At 50.5% G+C, this 17,510-nt stretch carries 15 protein-coding genes; 6 read left to right on the top strand and 9 right to left on the bottom strand.

Features of this window, described 5'->3' with window-relative positions; genetic code table 11:
• Positions 1 to 48: 48 nt before the first annotated feature.
• Positions 49 to 693, bottom strand: a complete 645-nt coding sequence (lolB, locus tag Q9291_RS13100) for a lipoprotein insertase outer membrane protein LolB (RefSeq protein WP_306390549.1) — start codon at positions 691 to 693, stop codon at positions 49 to 51.
• Positions 693 to 2,429: a tetratricopeptide repeat protein gene (locus Q9291_RS13095; RefSeq protein WP_306390547.1), complete on the bottom strand. Its 1,737-nt coding sequence runs from the start codon at positions 2,427 to 2,429 to the stop codon at positions 693 to 695. The genes lolB and Q9291_RS13095 overlap by 1 nt, the downstream gene beginning before the upstream one ends.
• A gap of 298 nt (positions 2,430 to 2,727) precedes the next feature.
• On the opposite strand from Q9291_RS13095, the gene Q9291_RS13090 reads away from it, so the two are divergent.
• From Q9291_RS13090 to mutM, 5 genes are all read left to right on the top strand, one after another.
• Positions 2,728 to 3,681, top strand: a complete 954-nt coding sequence (locus Q9291_RS13090) for an ATP-binding cassette domain-containing protein (protein WP_306390546.1) — start codon at positions 2,728 to 2,730, stop codon at positions 3,679 to 3,681.
• Between the two features lie 71 nt (positions 3,682 to 3,752).
• Positions 3,753 to 4,448 carry an ABC transporter permease gene (locus Q9291_RS13085; RefSeq protein WP_370530761.1) on the top strand — a complete coding sequence of 232 codons (696 nt, stop codon included), beginning with the start codon at positions 3,753 to 3,755 and terminating at the stop codon, positions 4,446 to 4,448.
• A gap of 27 nt (positions 4,449 to 4,475) precedes the next feature.
• On the top strand, positions 4,476 to 5,870 hold the full coding sequence (locus Q9291_RS13080; RefSeq protein ID WP_306390544.1) for a GldG family protein: 1,395 nt from the start codon (positions 4,476 to 4,478) through the stop codon (positions 5,868 to 5,870).
• A 19-nt stretch (positions 5,871 to 5,889) separates the two neighbouring features.
• On the top strand, positions 5,890 to 6,783 hold the full coding sequence (locus Q9291_RS13075; RefSeq protein WP_306390543.1) for a DUF4340 domain-containing protein: 894 nt from the start codon (positions 5,890 to 5,892) through the stop codon (positions 6,781 to 6,783).
• 4 nt (positions 6,784 to 6,787) lie between these two features.
• Entirely contained in the window at positions 6,788 to 7,615 is an 828-nt protein-coding gene (gene mutM / locus Q9291_RS13070; RefSeq protein ID WP_306390541.1) for a bifunctional DNA-formamidopyrimidine glycosylase/DNA-(apurinic or apyrimidinic site) lyase, read from the top strand.
• An 18-nt stretch (positions 7,616 to 7,633) separates the two neighbouring features.
• Here mutM and Q9291_RS13065 read toward each other — a convergent pair whose 3' ends face one another.
• The 6 genes from Q9291_RS13065 to Q9291_RS13040 all read right to left on the bottom strand — a co-directional run bounded on the left by Q9291_RS13065 (position 7,634) and on the right by Q9291_RS13040 (position 14,302).
• Positions 7,634 to 9,088 carry a sensor domain-containing diguanylate cyclase gene (locus Q9291_RS13065; RefSeq protein ID WP_306390540.1) on the bottom strand — a complete coding sequence of 485 codons (1,455 nt, stop codon included), beginning with the start codon at positions 9,086 to 9,088 and terminating at the stop codon, positions 7,634 to 7,636.
• Between the two features lie 156 nt (positions 9,089 to 9,244).
• Positions 9,245 to 10,714, bottom strand: a complete 1,470-nt coding sequence (locus tag Q9291_RS13060) for a high affinity choline transporter 1 (RefSeq protein ID WP_306390539.1) — start codon at positions 10,712 to 10,714, stop codon at positions 9,245 to 9,247.
• Between the two features lie 273 nt (positions 10,715 to 10,987).
• Entirely contained in the window at positions 10,988 to 12,535 is a 1,548-nt protein-coding gene (gene ubiB / locus Q9291_RS13055) for a ubiquinone biosynthesis regulatory protein kinase UbiB (RefSeq protein WP_306390538.1), read from the bottom strand.
• Between the two features lie 3 nt (positions 12,536 to 12,538).
• Positions 12,539 to 13,135 (bottom strand): ubiquinone biosynthesis accessory factor UbiJ, encoded by a 597-nt coding sequence (locus tag Q9291_RS13050; RefSeq protein WP_306390537.1) that lies wholly within the window; start codon positions 13,133 to 13,135, stop codon positions 12,539 to 12,541.
• Positions 13,136 to 13,140: 5 nt separating this feature from the next.
• Entirely contained in the window at positions 13,141 to 13,923 is a 783-nt protein-coding gene (ubiE, locus tag Q9291_RS13045) for a bifunctional demethylmenaquinone methyltransferase/2-methoxy-6-polyprenyl-1,4-benzoquinol methylase UbiE (RefSeq protein WP_306390536.1), read from the bottom strand.
• A complete protein-coding gene (locus tag Q9291_RS13040) occupies positions 13,913 to 14,302 on the bottom strand; it encodes a gamma-butyrobetaine hydroxylase family protein (protein WP_306390535.1) in 390 nt (129 codons plus the stop codon). Before Q9291_RS13040 ends, ubiE begins: the two co-directional genes overlap by 11 nt.
• Before the next feature lie 249 nt (positions 14,303 to 14,551).
• On the opposite strand from Q9291_RS13040, the gene Q9291_RS13035 reads away from it, so the two are divergent.
• Positions 14,552 to 16,507 carry a dynamin family protein gene (locus Q9291_RS13035; protein WP_306390534.1) on the top strand — a complete coding sequence of 652 codons (1,956 nt, stop codon included), beginning with the start codon at positions 14,552 to 14,554 and terminating at the stop codon, positions 16,505 to 16,507.
• Between the two features lie 92 nt (positions 16,508 to 16,599).
• On the opposite strand, the gene rpoH is transcribed toward Q9291_RS13035, so the two are convergent.
• A complete protein-coding gene (gene rpoH, locus Q9291_RS13030) occupies positions 16,600 to 17,433 on the bottom strand; it encodes an RNA polymerase sigma factor RpoH (RefSeq protein ID WP_306390532.1) in 834 nt (277 codons plus the stop codon).
• Positions 17,434 to 17,510 lie beyond the last annotated feature (77 nt).

Below are 17,510 nucleotides of genomic sequence, written 5' to 3'. Positions count from 1 at the left end.
TCGACGGTTTGTACGCAATCTTTAGCGCGCAAACTGATGGAAAGAGGCTTACTCCCAGTGTTGAATGAGGAGCTTCAGTCGAATGTCGTCCTGCTGCAGGCGCACAAGGCCGGGCAGACTCTCGGTGATTTCCGGCAGTATCGTTGGTTTGTAGTCATCGTATGCAATCTGCCATCCATCCTGCCGCAAGGTGTGTGGCTCTCCCGTGGAGAGGTAGCTGGCCTCGTACTCTGTGTGGGGATGTGGAGTGCCAAGCACCCACTGGCTCAAGCCGGTGAGCGGCAGGCGCCAGCCCAGCAGTTTTTCCGTGAGACTGGCAACGTCACCGGCATGGTGTTGCTTACCCGACTGGTCTGTGAGGGTCACACTTTCTGCTGAGCGATCAATCAGTGCAATCTGCTGGCCCAGTGGACTAAAAATACGCAATTGGTCGGTTGCAGGTGTGTGTTGCCATTGTAATCTGGCGGTGTAGCCTTTGCCGTTAAACTGCACGGCCAGCTTGGCTTCCAGTGCGAATTGTGTGACTGCCAGCAGCCGTTGATCGCGTTGCTGGCTGGCTGGCGTGGCGGATATCACTGCCGGTGCAGTGGGGACACTGGAGCAGGCAGTGACTCCTGTCGTGCAGGCGAGAGCCAGTCCCACCGCAATCAATGCCTGGCGACCACTGCCAGGCCGGAAGGGGGGGCGCAACATTACAGTGCAGATTTCAACTTTTGTGCCGTGGAAGCCAGGACTTCGTTTTCTGGGTTAGCCGAAAGTGCTTTATCCAGAATGCTTTGCGCTTCATCACGTTGCCCTTGTTTCCATAGTACTTCAGCCAAGTGGGCTGCGATTTCAGGATCCTGCTGAACAGCATAGGCCCGGCGCAACTGCTCACTGGCGTGGGTGAGATCCCCCAGGCGGTAATAGACCCAGCCCAGGCTATCCATAATATAGTGGTCTTCTGGCGAAAGTCTGGTGGCTGTTTCAATCAGGTTTTTGGCTTCTACCAGCTTGATGTTGCGATCGGCATAAGAGTAGCCCAGTGCGTTATAGGCCGCTGCAAAATCCGGCTTCATTTTGATGATCTTGTTGAGCTGATCTTCCATCATCTCGAATTTGCCTGTGCGCTCGGCGGTCAGCGCAAAGTCATACATGAGGTCGGGATTGTCGGGGATGCTCTTGACTGCTTTTTCAAGCAGGGTATACGCCTCATCAGTGCGTTTTGCCTGATTGAGCATCATGGCTTCATTTTGAATGACCAATGCTTGCTGGTCACTGGTCAGGCCGTCGACATTGTCGAGCATGGAAATCGCGCCATCAATGCCATCACGGCGCGCAATGATGGCAGAAGCTGCCAATCTGCCCGCTAGAAATTGTTCACCCTCGCCAATTTTGTCATACCATTGTAAAGCACGCGCATCGTCTTTTTGTTCGGCGGCAGAACGGCCAAGATTAAAGTAGAGCTTGTTCGGTTCTTTAAACCCTGTTTCCAGTGCATGTTGCAGGTAACGGTCAGCAAATGCATACTCTTTCGCATCCAGTGCCAGCAAGCCGACGATGACATTCATCTCCGGGTTGTTTTTATGTTTTTCAACCAGCTTGGAAAACTCCACTTTTGCCTCGGCGTTTTTTTTCTGACCAAGCAAAGCCCGACCCAAAGCCAAGCGGATTTGATCGGCATCGGGATGGGCTTTCACAAAGTCCTTGTAAAAAGCAATGCCTTGTTGCGGGTCTTTTTCCATTAACATCTGACCGCGGATCTGTGCAGGAGGCTCCCACCCCGGTCGCAGTTTGGCGGCCAGCATTAACTCGGCCTCCATCAGTGATTCGTCATGGGCGAAGTAAGCGGCTTGTGCGATTGCAAAATGGGCTTCAGGCAGTTTTGAATAGGTGCCGGCCAGTTGCTGAATCGCTGTCAATACACTCGTTTTATCCGTGATTCGCATCATTAATGCATTTAATTCCATAAATGCATTGGCGCGCACGGCTTCGTTAGACAGGACTTTCTGGATTTGCGGAATGGCTTTTTTCAGTTCACCGTTAGCAATGTACATCTGGCTGGCGGCTTCAGCGGCCTGCATTGAGTCTGGCGCCAGTTCTGCCCATAAGGCGGCAGAAGGCACCGCCAGTTGCGGGATACGCGCAATGGATGCCGCTTGTGTTGCACGCTCTGCCAGGCTCGGGTTGCGCGTTTGTTTCGCCAGATCCAGAAACAGCTGACTGGCCAGTCCGAATTCTCCGCGCTGGGCGGCAACTTCACCCAGCAAATATTTGTAGACGAATTCGGCGGTGGGTTCAGTGATGCTGGCGCTGCTGCTTGCAGACCAGGCGCAGGGTGTCATCAGCGCGAGCCAAAGTGCCAACGCCCCTCGACGCGAAGGCGTCAATGATGCAAGTGAGCGGCTCAACTTTGGAATACTGGACTTTGGAATGCTGAAGGGGGGCATAAAGTTTCCTGTGAATAATGACGGGCGTGACATTCTTTATTTATAAGGGTTTAAGCAAAGTAAATGCGCTTGCTTTATTAGTGTTTAGTCCGTGACAGTTGGTGCAAGTTCATCCATAATGTGCGATTTGTAACTGAATTGTAATTAGCGAAGAAATACAGCGCTTTGCCGTTGATCATCACTATAACTTTTTGGTGAAAACTTTGTCTAGGGATTTACTCGTTCTGCCCTTGATATCGCGCCAGCTGCGCGATAAAGTCGGTCAGTGGTTCCCGGAAATAGGTGTGGTAAATAAATTATGGCAAATTTGACAGTAGAAGCAATTGAATTGACACGGCTGTATGGCGGCCGTGCCGCAGTCAGTGACGTAACATTTAATCTGCAGCAAGGGCAGGTGCTTGGTTTTCTCGGTCCCAACGGTGCCGGTAAGTCCACCACCATGAAAATGCTGACAGGTAATTTGGCACCCAGTGCAGGTAGCGTGAAAATCTGTGGCATCGACATGATGGAAAGCCCGAAAGAGGCCAAAGCGCTGATCGGCTACTTGCCGGAAATGCGACCACTGTATAAAGAGTTTACTGTTGACGAGTATTTGACGATTGCTGCACGTTTGCACAATGTGTCCGGCAAGCATCTCAAAAAAGCTGTCGAGCACGCCAAAGAGCGCTGTGGGTTGAGCCATATGAGCAAGCGCCTGATTGAGAACCTGTCTAACGGTTATCAGCAACGGGTGGGCATTGCCCAGGCGATTATTCATAATCCGATGGTGGTGATTCTGGATGAACCCACGGTTGGACTCGATCCGATTCAAATCCGCGATATCCGCGCGCTGATTAAAGAGATTGGTCAGGCCCATAGTGTGATTGTCTCTACCCATATTTTGCCTGAGGTAGAAATGGTGTGTGACCATGTGCAGATTATTGATAAAGGCAAACTGGTGTTTAACGGCGGCATTGATGTGCTCAAACAGCAGCGCATTGGTAACAAGCTGCTGGTTGGCTTGCGCCAGCCGCCGTCTGCCGAAGTCTTGAAGACCATTGCAGGCGTCACTGAAGTTGAACTGGTAGACAGCATGTGGCGCATCCGTTTTGCCGAGGGCAGCCAGCCACATGAAGCCATTGTGCAGGCAGCCGTGCATCACAACTGGGGGCTCTATCACATCGCACCAGACCAGACCAGCCTGGAAGATGTGTTCGTGCAGCTCACCTATCATGAGTCAGTGCCTGTGGCCGAAGTCGCGCAAGCTGCGTAAAAGTTGTTTCTGAAAGCGTTGTTATGTTGAATATTGCAAGAAAAGAACTTAAAAGTATGTTCGCCTCACCAATGGGGTGGATTATTCTGGCGTTGTTGACGTTTTCGTTTGGTACCTATTATCTGAATGGCGTGAACAACTATTTTGAAGTCATGTCTGGTTCGATACGGCCTGCTGAGCGTGTGGGGGTGACCCAGTTTGTCGGGCAAACAGTGTATGGCCTGGCATCGTTTATTATGTTGTTTGCCGTGCCATTGCTGTCCATGCGTCTGATTTCCGAAGAGCGTCGCAGCCAAACCTTGCCTTTCCTGTTCAGTGCGCCGTTATCGATCAGTGAAATTGTGCTGGGCAAGTTTCTGGGGCTGGTGATTTTTTTGAGCATACTGGTGGTGTACATCGCAGTGATGCTCTCTACCTTGAATATCTGGGCGGATATTGATTTCGGCTACATTTTTGCCAACTCATTGGGTCTGTTGCTGCTGGTATCGAGCTTCTCGGCACTTGGCCTGTATTTTTCCAGCCTGACTGCACAGCCGATTGTGGCTGGTATTCTGAGTTTTGTGGCCTTGTTTGTGCTGATGATCCTGGACCGTTTTTTTGCCGGTGACCCAACCAGTACCATGCTCAAGTTTTCGTTAATGCGGCACTTTCAGTCATTTGCCGGGGGATTGATGGACACGGCAGACCTGGCTTATTTCGGGCTGTTTATCCTGACCTTCCTGACCCTCACCATTCGTCGTTTGGATGCTGACCGGCTGCGCGGCTAGTCCTCACTGTTTTAGAGTAAAAGTATTATGAAAATTAACCGCATTTTAAGACTGCAACTGCTGGCACAAAACTGGATGTTTGTGCTGGTGTTTTTATTACTGATTGTGCTGGTGGGCTATCTGACCACCGAGTATCGCTGGGCCAAGGATATCACCCAGTCCAACCGTAATATCCTCACACAGGGCAGCGTCAATGTGCTCAAGCAGATGGACGGTGATATCAATATCACCGTATTCGCCACCAATGATGATGCCAATAACGGGGATACCTTCCGTAAGGGCATGCTGGACTTTGTGGCGCGTTACCAGCGTGAAAAGAAAAACGTGTTCATTACCTTTGTGAATCCCTCGGAAGAGCCCAAACTGGCGCAAGAGGCCGGGGTCAAGGTGGACGGTGAAACGGTGGTGGAATATAACAAGCGCAGCGAGCACATCACGCCGCCGTTTGCGGAGCAGGAGATGACTAACCTGCTGGTCCGCCTTTCACGCACCAATAACCAGCCTGTGATGTATCTGGATGGGCATGGTGAGCGCCTGTTGCAAGGGGTGAAAAATCATGATCTCGGTGAGTTTGGTAAACAGCTGGAAAGCAAGGGCTTCAAGTTTGCCAACCCGGATTTAACCATTGCACAGGAAGTGCCCAGCAATGGCGCCATGCTGGTGATTGCAGCACCGCAGGTGGATGTCAGCGCGGTTGAGGCCAAAAAAATCAAGGCCTACATTGAAGCGGGTGGCAATGTGTTGTGGTTGCTCGATGATGATAATTTACATGGCTTGCAAGAGGTGGCTGATTACCTGGGGATCAAGGTTTCGCCCGGGATTGTGGTCGATCGCGCCGCCGAACAGTATGGCGCAGATCCGAAAATGGCGTTTGCCAGCCTGTATGGAGATCATGCTATCACCCGCAATTTTATGTTGCGCACAGTGTTTCCCGAATCGCACGAAGTGGATGGCAGAGCCTCGGATGATCTGGGTTGGAAAGTGGGGCGGTTGATTGATGTGGCGCCGAATGGCTGGCTGGAGTCTGACAAAATCCCTGAGGGCTCACAGAATTTGAAGGTGCGCTTTGATCAGGGCAAGGACAAGGCCGGGCCGATTAATATTGGTGTGGCGCTCGAGCGCACCTATGGCAAGAAAGGCCAGCGCGTGGTGGTGGTTGGCAATGCCAACTTCCTGGCGAATACCTTTATTACCAATGGTGGCAATCTCGATCTGGGCATCAATATGATCAACTGGCTGGCCGGTGACGACCGTTTGATTACCATACAGCCGATGCCATTGAAAGATATCAATGTGACGATCCCGGCGACAGACCAGGGGCGTTTGGTCGCATGGACAGTGTTTCATGCCTTCCAGTTTTTTATACCGATAGGCTTGTTTGTGTCAGGCTTGCTATTGTGGTGGAAACGCCGCAAGGCTTGAGTCTGGCAGGAGAACGGGCATGAAAAAAAGATGGTTAGTTAACCTGTTAATGCTGTTGCTGGTCGTGGGCATTGCAACATTTTTACACTTGAAGCCGCAGCATGAAGCGGTTTCAAACATGGTTGAAATTTCTACGCTGAAAATGGGAGGCTTCGACGCGGTTAAAGCCGAATTTCCAACGAAAGCGCCGACGATTTTTGAAAAACACAATGGTTACTGGGTGATGCGCAAACCCTACGCGGCGCGCGCAGACCAGTTGTCAGTACAGCGTGTCCTTTCCATTATTGCGGCAACCACCGCGACCAAACTGCCGTTGAAAGATGCGGCCAAATATGGTTTGGATCAACCAAGCCTGAAACTGACCTTGTCCGGCAGCCAAGGCACGCATGTGTTCAGTTTTGGCACGTTTAACCCGGTCACGGAAGAGCAGTATGTCGGTTATCAGAATCAGGTATTTTTACTCAGTGGTCAGTATGGCGAAGCGGCTGCGACACAAGCGATTGAAATGGTAGACAAGGTGCCCTTGGCCAGTGCCGAGCGCAAACAACTGGCCGGGTTTGATCTGGCGCATCTGGAACAATGGGAAGAAAACGCCCTGAAAGTGCAATTGGGTAACGATGGTAAATGGACAGCCAATGACCCCAAAGCCAAGCCCACACAGAATGAGATGAACGAATGGATGGATTTCAGCTGGGTGCAGGCGCAAGCCAAGTCTGTCGAGTTTTATACGCCTGATCGTAAACAAACTTATCCATCGTTTGAAGTGTTGTTGCGCGATGGTAAAAAAGTGCATTTTGATAAAATGCAGGAATCCCCGGAGTATTTGCTGGCCCGGCCAGATGAAGGCATTATTTATCATTTTGCCAATGACGCGGGCTTTACCATGGTGAATCCGCCAGTCAATATCAAATAGCCCCATGCCCGAGTTACCAGAGGTTGAAGTCACGCGTATTGGCTTGCTGCCTGTCACCGGCGCCAGTATATCCACTGTCACTATCCGTCACCATGGCTTGCGCTGGCCAGTACCGGCGGATTTGCCCGGCAAGTTACAGGGCAAGCGCGTATTGCAACTCAAACGGCGTGCCAAATATATTCTGGCTGACATTGGGGATACCGTCTCTGAGGGTGTGTTGCTGTTGCATCTCGGTATGTCTGGTCGCCTGTGTCTGCTTGATCGTCAATATCCCCCCGAAAAACATGATCATCTCGATATTGCATTTGACGATGGCCGGGTGATCCGTCTACGTGATCCACGCCGCTTCGGCGCGGTGTTGTGGCTGGAAGGGGACGGCATGCAGCATCCTCTGTTATCCAGCCTCGGCCCCGAGCCGCTGGAGCCAGGCTTCACCGGAGCGTTTCTGTATCAAGGCATACGCACGCGCAGCGCCTCGATTAAAACCACCATCATGGATGCCCATCTGGTGGTTGGGGTAGGGAATATTTATGCCAGTGAATCCCTGTTCAGGGCGCGTATTCATCCTGAAACGCCAGCCAGCCGCCTGACACGCAAGCAATGTGATGTGCTGGTGCAGGAAATCAAAACAACATTGCAAGAAGCGCTCAACGCGGGTGGCAGCAGCCTTAGAGACTTTTTTGGTGCGGATGGCAATCCCGGCTATTTTCAGCAAACCTATTATGTGTATGGCCGCACGGCTGAGCCTTGTCGTGTGTGCGGTCAGCCCATTTTTAATATTCGTCTGGGCCAACGTTCAACCTTTTACTGTGCTAGCTGCCAGAAGCCATAGCAGACAGAGGATGCACCGTTATTCAGTGGCGGCGGGGTCCGGTTTGATGCAGTTTCTGCCTGCATTTTTGGCCTGATACAAGTGGTGGTCGGCGCGCTCGACGATTTGACCAAGGGTCTCTTCTTCCTGCATCTGGGCAATCCCGGCACTGAGGGTGATTTTCGCCACTGCGTTGTTGACCGGAAACTGTAAAGCGGCGACTGCTGAACGAATCACTTCTGTAATGTCACGGGCATGCGCCAGATCACAACCTGATAACATCACTAAAAATTCTTCCCCGCCCCAGCGGCAGACGACATCTTCTTCGCGCACATGCGATTTAATCAGTTGCGCGACTCTGTTAAGTACCCGGTCTCCTGCCTGATGGCCATAGTTGTCGTTAATCATCTTGAATAAATCAATATCGAGCAAAACCAGTGCGAGTGGCTCATCGCGCCGTTTGCATCTGGCCACTGCCTGTTTGAAGTAAAACTCGAACACCTGTCGGCTGGCGGCGCCTGTAAGCTTGTCTTGCGTGGCCATGGTTTCAAGTTTGTCATGGTAACCACGTACGGCAACATGCGCCAGAAGCAATACAATCGCACTGATCACCAGAGCAACGCCCATATTAATCAGGAATGCCGTTTCAAGGCGTTCGGAGCTTGGGTCGTTGACTTGCTCAACAATCAGGTACCAGTCAAATTCGGGCACCAGACGACTATTGAGGTATAACACACTGCCATTGCTGGTTTTGAATGAAAATGATGCGCTGGGTGAGGTCAATATTTGGACAAAAGCCTTGTCGAGCCCCGCTTTGTTTTGTATGTGAAGCTCTGGATTGTAATGGCTGCTTTGCAGCATCACATCCCCCTCGCGATTCACAAAATATATTTCCCGGCCATAGCGTTTCTGGTAATTTTCAATCAGTTCAACCACGGTTTGTAAGGACAAGCCTACGCCGATGACACCAATAAAATTACCGGATTTATCTTCAATGCGGTAGTTCACAAATATGCTGAGGCGGTGCTGGTCTGCAGTATCGCGGTCTATATTAATGACATAAGGCTGGCGTGCTGCACGGGCTTGAAAGTACCAGCCATCTTCGGGATTGCTGGCCGAGACTTTTTTCAGGACACCTGTCGGATGGTAATACTGACCTGTGCTCTCTGAAACAAAAAATGCTGTGATCGTATGGTATTTCTTTTGAATCTGCGCCAGGTAACTGGTCATCTTGCTGGCATCTTGTTCGCCATTGTTGACCCAGTCAAACACAAATACATCGTTGGCCATCAGTGAGGAAATTAACAGCGGTTGTAACAAGTCACGCTGGATTTCAGAGTATATATTATCGCTGGTGAGCGGTAGCATTTCCTGTTGCAGGCGATCAGTCAGGGAATCTTTGGCCACAAAATACCCGATCAGGCTGGTGGCCAAAAAACCGGCCAGCACGATGATGCTCAATAAAAGGGTATACAACCGTTTGTTTACAACCATTAAAACAGCCTAACTTGATTAAAAAATGCGTTGAATTTATAGCAATAAATCATTATCGCAAATCTGTTCTAAATGCTTTCGGCAGAACAGTGCGAACTTTCTGTTCCATTTCTGCTTGACTCACTCAGGCAAAGCTTGAGGTCCCCGCACGACTATTTAATGAGGATGGCTTCGGGCGGCATGCTCATGTAGGTAGCCATGCGGTGTAGCGGGCGTCCCGCCTATTTTTTGCGGCAGCAATGAGCCAACCACCATGGACAGTGCGCTGATCACCAGACCGATGAGTTGGGCCGGAATCAAACTATGTTCACCTACCCATACTTCCATGAGTATCCAACTGCCTATCCCGAGAATAATGGCGGTTAAAGCGCCCTGGCTGGTGGCTCGCTTCCAGAATGCGCCAAAAAACAACGGCACAAATGCACCTGCCAGGGTGATTTTGTAAGCGCTTTCGACCATGCCAAAAATAGAGAGCTCCGAATTTAATGCATATAGCAGTACGATGCCAGAAAATCCGACCAGGCATAGCCGCATGACCCGCAAAAACGCATGGTCATTCAAATGCGGCATAAATCCTTTTATCACGTTTTCAGCAAAAGTGACTGAAGGCGCCAGCAGGGTGGCTGATGAACAACTCATGATTGCGGAAAGGACTGCCCCAAAAAAGATGGCTTGCGCCAGTAACGGTGTGTGCGTCAGCACCAATGTGGGCAGTACGCGCTGTGAGTCAGTTTGAACCAGCGTGCCAAATACGCCTGGGTCAATCAGCGTGGCTGCATAGGCAATAAACATGGGCACAAAGGTAAAGCAGAAGTAAATGCTGGCACCCAGTAATGAGCCCCAGAAAGCAATCTTTGCTGTCTTTGCCGAGGTGATGCGCTGAAAAACGTCCTGCTGCGGAATTGAGCCCAGCATCATGGTCAACCAGCCGCCGAGAAAAGTCAGCCATAGGGTCCAGTTGGCTGATTGCGGAAAAAAATGCAGTTTGCCAGCTTGTCTGGCATGTTCAATCACTGGTGCCACGCCACCGGCTTGCCCCGAAACAATGTTGGCGATATACAGCAGCCCACCAATCACCACGATCATCTGGACAAAGTCCAGAATAGCTACCGACAGCATGCCGCCCAGCGTAGTGTAGGTCAGTACAATGGCAGTCCCCAGGATCATGCCGCTGTTTTCAGAAATGCCGCCATTGGTAATCAGGTTGAAAATCAGGCCGAGTGCCTTGATTTGGGCCGCGACCCAGCCCATGTAGGAAATGACAATCGCAATCGTGGTCAGCACTTCCACCGTACGGTTGTAGCGCATGCGGTAGAAGTCACCCAGTGTCAGGATGTTGAGTTTATACAAGCGGCTGGAGAAGAAAATGCCGGCAAAAATGAGGCACATGCTGGAACCGAATGGATCAGCCGCAACCCCATTTAAGCCTTCACGTACGAATGTAGCAGACACGCCAAATACGGCCTCGGCGCCAAACCAGGTAGCAAACACAGTGGCCGTTACTACAGGCAGCGGTAGATGACGACCTGCAACCGCATAGTCTTTGGTGCTGTGAACATTTCTGGCCGCGATCAGGCCAATAGCGATAGAGACCAGTAGATACGCCACTACAAACCAAATGAGCACCGCTTGATTTCCTTTGAGTTTATGACAAAAGCCTGATTTTAAAGCAAAACTATACCAAAACATGGTTTTTCTGACCGGCATGAAATTAAAAAAGGTCTGAAACTCAGACCTTGTTCAACTCTGCACCGCCTACTCACCTGGAAGTTGTAATGTGGCATGCCGCTGGATGACAATCGCCTAATCAAAAGTCAGACTTTAAAGCACAAGCTAAAAAAACTCGACGTCTAATGCTCAGTCTGAATGGTGTGTGTTTGGCACGCACGCAGACATTCCTTAATCGTTAAATAGCAGGTACATGCTTACCAGTTGCACCACCACCAATGCAATAATGGCTGCTGTGGCCCATTTTTGCCAAGTAGCTTGTTTGTGCTGAAGGGTGATGAGTGCATGCATGCGTTGTTGTTGGGTAGCTATTTCGGTTTGATTGCGCAGGTACTGCTCAACCAGTCTGGGCATTTCAGCCGCATGTGTCAGCATATAAGGTAACTCGCGCCGGGCAGACTTAATCAGGCTGCGCCAGCCTATCTGTTCACTCATCCAGCGTTTGAGGAAAGGTTTGGCACTTAGCCAAAGATCAATATTGGGATCCAGTTCGCGTCCCAGCCCTTCGATGTTGAGCAGGGTTTTCTGCAACATGATGAGTTGCGGTTGTATGTTCACGCCAAAGCGGCGTGACATCTGGAACAGACTGAGCAGGGTGCGGCCAAAGGAAATATCCTTAAGCGGTTTTTCAAAAATAGGCTCACAAATCGCACGCACCGCGGTTTCCAATGCTTCAACACTGGTATCTTTGGGCACCCAGCCAGATTCAATATGGGCGACAGCCACATCCCGGTAATCACGGTTAAAAAAAGCCAGAAAGTTGCGTGCCAGATAGTATTGGTCGGTGGGCGACAGACTGCCCATAATGCCAAAGTCCAGTGCAATAAACTTGCCTTTGTCTGGCCCGGCCGTCGCCACTTGTATATTGCCGGGATGCATGTCGGCATGAAAAAAACCGTCGCGGAAGACCTGGGTGAAAAAGATTTCCACACCCTCATGAGCAAGTTGGGTGAGGTTGATGCCGTATGCCTGTAGCGCTGCAGTGTCGCGTACTGGCGTGCCAAACATGCGCTGCATGGTCATTACCTGCTTGCGGGAATAATCCCAGTAAACGGTGGGTACCAGCAGTCGGCGATCACTAAAGTTGCGGCCTAGTTGGGCGCATTGGGCGGCTTCTAGCGTTAAGTCCAATTCATGTTCGGTATGCCGGGCGAATTCATCGACCATCTCTTCGGGCTTAAGTCGCTTGCCCTCACTGGACAATGTTTTCAGCCACCAAGCCAAAGTACGCAAGAGTGCGATATCGCCATGAATGATACCGGCAATCCCCGGGCGTAGCACTTTCACCGCTACCTGCTCGCCGCTGTGCAGCGTGGCGAAATGCACCTGCGCGACCGAGGCGCTCGCAATCGGTGTTTGCTCAAATTGGGCGTAGGTGCGGCCGAGCGGCGCTTCAAACGCCTCTTCCACAATGGTTTGTACCTGCACAAATGGAAAAGGCGGCACCTGATCTTGCAGTTTGGTTAACTCGTCAGCCACGTCCGGCGGTAACAGGTCGCGGCGGGTAGACAGCATCTGGCCAAATTTGACGAAAATAGGACCTAGTTGTTCAAGCGCCAGTCGCAGGCGGATTGCTCTTGGCTGCGCCGGTTTACGCCAGAAAAAAATCAGCTTGAACAGTTGATGCAGCAGCGTGGTTCGGCGGTCACCAGCAAGAAAAATATCCAGCCGATACCAGACAAGCACACAGACAATATGAATGAATCTTATCCAGTGCATCAATCACCGGCTTTCTGAGGAGTGTTGCTGCGCAAGCAGAAGTTTATCAAGCCGTAATTGCAGTCGGTCAGTATCCTCACGCAACGTGTCGACTGCACGATTGAAATGATCAATCGCTATTTTTTTTGCAATCAGCGGACGTTCTTCCTGCCAGTATTCCACCAGCATTTCGGTCAGTGTGTGTACGCGATCTCGCAGGGTCTCAATTTTCTTCTGACCGAGTTGCACTATTTGATAAGCCGCAATGTCACCGACCACTTTGCTCAAGTCGCCTTCAATGTCCCAGCGGACAGTTGCCAGAATTTTTGCCACTTCTGTTGCTAATCCGGTATTCCCGTCAATTTTGATCAGGCTGGTTGCCAGCGGGTCTTTGCGCAGCAAGCGCATCGCCAGGCTTGGTGGCAGGTGGATGGTTGTATCAGCAGTTGCTGAGTCTGCGGCTACTGCCAGTTCTCCATTGTCCAATATCGTTAGCGTGGCTTGCGCAACTTTGAAATCGATACAGATGGTTTGATTGGCAAATGGTTGCAGCAGGGGAGCCGTCCAGGCGTTTTGGTGCATCAGGTGTTGCAGTACAAACTGAATCAGGGGTTTGAACATGGCGCTTAAACCTTCACCCCTTTATGTAAGGCCACTACACCAGCCGTCAGATTGTAGTAGTCGACTTTGCCAAATCCTGCCTCGTGCATCATGGTTTTCAGTGTTTCCTGGTCGGGATGCATGCGAATACTTTCTGCCAGATAGCGATAGCTTGGTTCGTCTTTAGCAATCCATTTGCCAAGTTTTGGCAGCAGTTTAAAAGAGTAGCTATCGTAGAGTTTTTCCAGTGGTTGCCAGACCTTGGAAAACTCGAGAACCAACAACCGACCGCCGGGTTTAAGCACGCGCTGCATTTCTTTTAAGGCGGCCTCTTTGTGCGTCATGTTGCGTAAACCAAAAGCAACCGTTACACAATTAAAGCTGTTGTCAGCAAATGGCAGAAACTCGGCATTACATTGTGCAGCAGGAATCGTCAACCCGGCATCTATCATGCGGTCGCGGCCTACCCCCAGCATGGAGGCGTTGATGTCGGTGAGAATCACCTGCCCAGGGTTGTGTGCAGACTGGGTCCCTACTTTTTTAGCAAACAGCTTGGACAAATCACCACTGCCGCCCGCGATATCCAGCACCTTGTCACCTTGGCCGACGCCGCTGACATCTACCGTAAAGCGCTTCCAAATACGGTGCAGCCCAGCTGACATGACATCATTCATGATGTCGTATTTTTGCGCCACAGAATGAAAGACCTCGCCGACTTTTTTCTGTTTTTCATGTTCGGCCACAGTTTCAAAGCCAAAATGGGTGGTGTGATGATCCGAGTGTTCGGATGTCTGCGGTTTATTTTGCATGTGCCGGTTCCTTGCGTGTATGTCCTGCCATGGTCAGTTTGCTGATGTAGTCCTGCCACAGGCTCTCGTAATGCTGTGCCAGATAGTAGAGATAATCCCAGGAATACAGGCCGGTATCATGACCATCATCAAAGATCAATTTGATTGCATAACGCCCCACCGGTTCAATACCACTAATGTTGACGTTTTCCTTGCCAACTTGCAGTACTTCCTGGCCGGCGCCATGTCCGCGTACTTCGGCGGAAGGCGAGTAAACACGCAAGAACTCGCAAGAAAGCATGCATTCTGTCTGGTTGTCAAAGTGAATTTCCAGCAGCCTCGACCCCTGGTGTAGTTGAATCTGGGTAGGCAGTGGTGTATCTGGAGTCAAGCCGCTCATAAATAGTAAAGAAACCCGGTGAACTGACCGTTTAATAGAGTGTGAACTATCATATCAGATGCTGGCATGCTACGCATGGCCTTCATGCCTAGTGTCTTAGGGTTGATAATTCATTTAATTTATGAATTAATGTCTATACTGGCATGATTTATTTGAACTTTTATAGAATCGTGTTAGATTAACGAATAACAGGTAATCATGCATAGGTCACCCTACAAACATTAAGCAGACAATCATTCAGTAGGCGTTATGGAAAATAATAGACTGGCACAACAATTTGATTTGTATGCACGCTGGCGACAAGCAATCGCTGACGCATTGGGAGAGTATCAACGCTGGTTGATGGAAAAGCAACTGGGCGATATGCAAATTGAGCAGCGTATTCAGCATCAACTCAATCGCTTGCGTGAGGATAAGCTGAATGTGGCATTTGTTGCTGAATTTTCACGTGGCAAGTCAGAGCTGATTAACGCCATTTTCTTTTCGGATTACGGACACCGCCTGTTACCTTCCGGTGCCGGGCGCACCACCATGTGTCCGACCGAGTTACGCTACGACATCGGTCAGCCGGTGAGCCTTTCATTACTTCCTATCGAAACCAGTGCACATCAGATCTCCATTAGCGACTACAGGCGTATGCCACAAGCGTGGTCCGTGGTGGAGTTCGATATGCATTCCCGCCAGAGTATGGTCGAGGCATTCAAGGAGGTGAGCCGTACCCGCCGCGTCACGGTAGATCAGGCACAGGCGCTTGGCTTGTATGATCCGGAGCAACCGGATGACTCCATGTTGATTGGCGCGGATGGCCTGCTGGAAATTCCCTGTTGGCGCTACGCCATGATTAATTTTCCGCATCCCTTGCTCAAGCAGGGTCTGGTGATTCTGGATACCCCTGGACTGAATGCGATCGGCGCCGAGCCTGAGCTGACCATGAGTATGTTGCCAAATGCGCATGCAGTGTTGTTTATTCTGGGCGCCGATACCGGTGTGACCAAGTCCGAGATGGAAGTCTGGCGGCGCTATATCAGCGGTGCGCGCTGGAAGCAAAAAGGCCGTATGGCAGTATTGAACAAAATTGATGGCTTGTGGGATGCACTGAAAACAGATGATGAAATAGAAACTGAACTGTATCGTCAATTGCAGTCAACCGCTGAATTGTTAGGCCTGGATCGCGACCAGATTTTACCGACCTCCGCGCAAAAAGGCTTGTTGGCCAAAGTCAAAGGTGACCGCCAGCTATTATTGAAAAGCCGTCTGCCGCAACTTGAAAAAACCCTGTCTGATGAATTAATCCCGGCCAAGCAGGAAATCGTGCGTGAAAGCATCCAGCATGAGGTTGAGGATATGATGCAGCAGACGCAATTTGTTCTGGATGCACGTTTGCAGAGTGTGCTTGACCAGGCCGAAGAGTTGCGATGCCTGCAAGGAAAAAACGAAGATGTCATCGCGCAAATGATGGCCAAGGTCAAGCAGGATAAAGCCAATTTCGAAACCGGCCTGCAGCGGTATCAGGCCTTACGAAGTGTGTTTTCTGTACAGTCCAATCAGCTGTTTCATCATTTGGGCATGCCAGGGCTTAAGGTCAAGGTACGCGAAACCCGCGAAACCATGGTCAAGGCGGCATTTACTAAAACGATACGCCAGGCCATGGATGATTTTTTCAGCGAGCTTAAACGGCGCATGATGGACGCTGATGTGCATGTCCATGAAATCCGAAAAATGATGGAGGCGATGTATGAGAAGTTTGCCAAAGAGCATGGCTTGCTGCAAAAGACGCCGCCACCTTTTTCCACCTCACGGTATTTAAAAGCGCTGAATAAACTGGAAACCATTTACCGGGATCAGTTTAATACCACCTTCAACATGATTGCACATGAAAAACTCGCGCTGACAAGCAAGTTTTTTGAAACTTTGGCCAGCCATGTCATTCTTGAATATGAAGCTGCAAATCGCGATGCCGAAAGCTGGCTCAAAGCGGTGATTGCTCCGATGGAAACGCAGATGCGTGAGCATCATGTGCAGCTCAAGCGCCGGGTGGAAAGCATCAAACGGATTTATCAGGCAACTGATACGCTGGAAGAGCGGATTGAAGACCTGCAACGGGTCGAATTATCCATTCGACAACAATTGACGGAACTCGAACAGTTGCGCCACCACACCATGGATGCGCTGGAGCGTCGAGAGGTGATTGCGCAGGCAGCCTAGATTTGAGGGCATACGCAGCCATCTTGATGACTGATGCTAAAAACAGAAACGGGGGCATTTGCCCCCGTTTCTGTTTTTAGCAGTAAAAAGAGTTACTTGCTTTCCAGCATAAACGTTTTGATTTTTTGCATCGCTTTTTGCTCAATCTGGCGAATACGCTCCGCAGATACATTAAACTCGGCGGCCAGGTCATGCAAAGTGGATGCGCTACCTTCCGTTAACCAGCGTGCCTGTAATACACGGCGGCTGCGATCATCCAGTTGCTGTAAGGCCATACTCAGGCCCTCGCTTTGCAAATGCTCGGTTTGCAGGTTTTCCAGCAAGATAGAAGGTTCCGGGCCTTCATCTTCCAGATACGCAATCGGACTGTAAACATCTTCACCGTCATCATCCATCTGTGCATCGAGAGAAATCTCCTGACCATTCAGGCGGTACTCCATCTCGGACACTTCTTCCGGTTTGACATTCAGTTCGGTCGCGATGCGCTGCACGTCATCCTGACTCAGCGTTTCATACCCTTGCTTCATGCTGCGCAAGTTGAAAAACAGCTTGCGTTGCGCTTTGGTGGTGGCTGTTTTTACCAGGCGCCAGTTACGCACAATATATTCATGAATCTCGGCCTTAATCCAGTGCATGGCAAAAGAAACCAGACGCACACCACGATCAGGGTCAAAGCGTTTAACCGCTTTCATCAGGCCAATGTTACCTTCCTGAATCAGATCTGATTGTGGTAAGCCATAGCCGCTGTAACCGCGTGCAATACTGGCAACCAAGCGCAGGTGCGACACGATCAGTGCGCGTGCGGCTTCCAGATCGCCGCTCTGCTTGAGCTGGGTGGCGTAGGTATGTTCCTCCTCTGCGCTGAGCACCGGAAATTGTTTGATGGTGCGCAAGTAATGGTCCAGACTATCAGCCGAGGCAATCACAGGTAATGTTAAAGCGTTGATAATAAAGCTCCTTATATAGAAGATTTAAGTTAATTTTAGCACTCAAATCATGAGAG

This window comes from Methylophilus aquaticus, assembly GCF_030769565.1.
GTDB classification, from domain to species: Bacteria; Pseudomonadota; Gammaproteobacteria; order Burkholderiales; family Methylophilaceae; genus Methylophilus; species Methylophilus aquaticus.
Note: the sequence above shows the minus strand (reverse complement) of the source record. Positions and strands in the feature narration are given on the sequence as shown.

Bases quoted from the DNA above. Each gene is read 5' to 3' on its own strand.
- lolB (WP_306390549.1), bottom strand. From the start codon at position 693: ATGTTGCGCCCCCCCTTCCGGCCTGGCAGTGGTCGCCAGGCATTGATT.
- Q9291_RS13095 (WP_306390547.1), bottom strand. From the start codon at position 2,429: ATGCCCCCCTTCAGCATTCCAAAGTCCAGTATTCCAAAGTTGAGCCGC.
- Q9291_RS13090 (WP_306390546.1), top strand. From the start codon at position 2,728: ATGGCAAATTTGACAGTAGAAGCAATTGAATTGACACGGCTGTATGGC.
- Q9291_RS13085 (WP_370530761.1), top strand. From the start codon at position 3,753: ATGGGGTGGATTATTCTGGCGTTGTTGACGTTTTCGTTTGGTACCTAT.
- Q9291_RS13080 (WP_306390544.1), top strand. From the start codon at position 4,476: ATGAAAATTAACCGCATTTTAAGACTGCAACTGCTGGCACAAAACTGG.
- Q9291_RS13075 (WP_306390543.1), top strand. From the start codon at position 5,890: ATGAAAAAAAGATGGTTAGTTAACCTGTTAATGCTGTTGCTGGTCGTG.
- mutM (WP_306390541.1), top strand. From the start codon at position 6,788: ATGCCCGAGTTACCAGAGGTTGAAGTCACGCGTATTGGCTTGCTGCCT.
- Q9291_RS13065 (WP_306390540.1), bottom strand. From the start codon at position 9,088: ATGGTTGTAAACAAACGGTTGTATACCCTTTTATTGAGCATCATCGTG.
- ubiB (WP_306390538.1), bottom strand. From the start codon at position 12,535: ATGCACTGGATAAGATTCATTCATATTGTCTGTGTGCTTGTCTGGTAT.
- Q9291_RS13050 (WP_306390537.1), bottom strand. From the start codon at position 13,135: ATGTTCAAACCCCTGATTCAGTTTGTACTGCAACACCTGATGCACCAA.
- ubiE (WP_306390536.1), bottom strand. From the start codon at position 13,923: ATGCAAAATAAACCGCAGACATCCGAACACTCGGATCATCACACCACC.
- Q9291_RS13040 (WP_306390535.1), bottom strand. From the start codon at position 14,302: ATGAGCGGCTTGACTCCAGATACACCACTGCCTACCCAGATTCAACTA.
- Q9291_RS13035 (WP_306390534.1), top strand. From the start codon at position 14,552: ATGGAAAATAATAGACTGGCACAACAATTTGATTTGTATGCACGCTGG.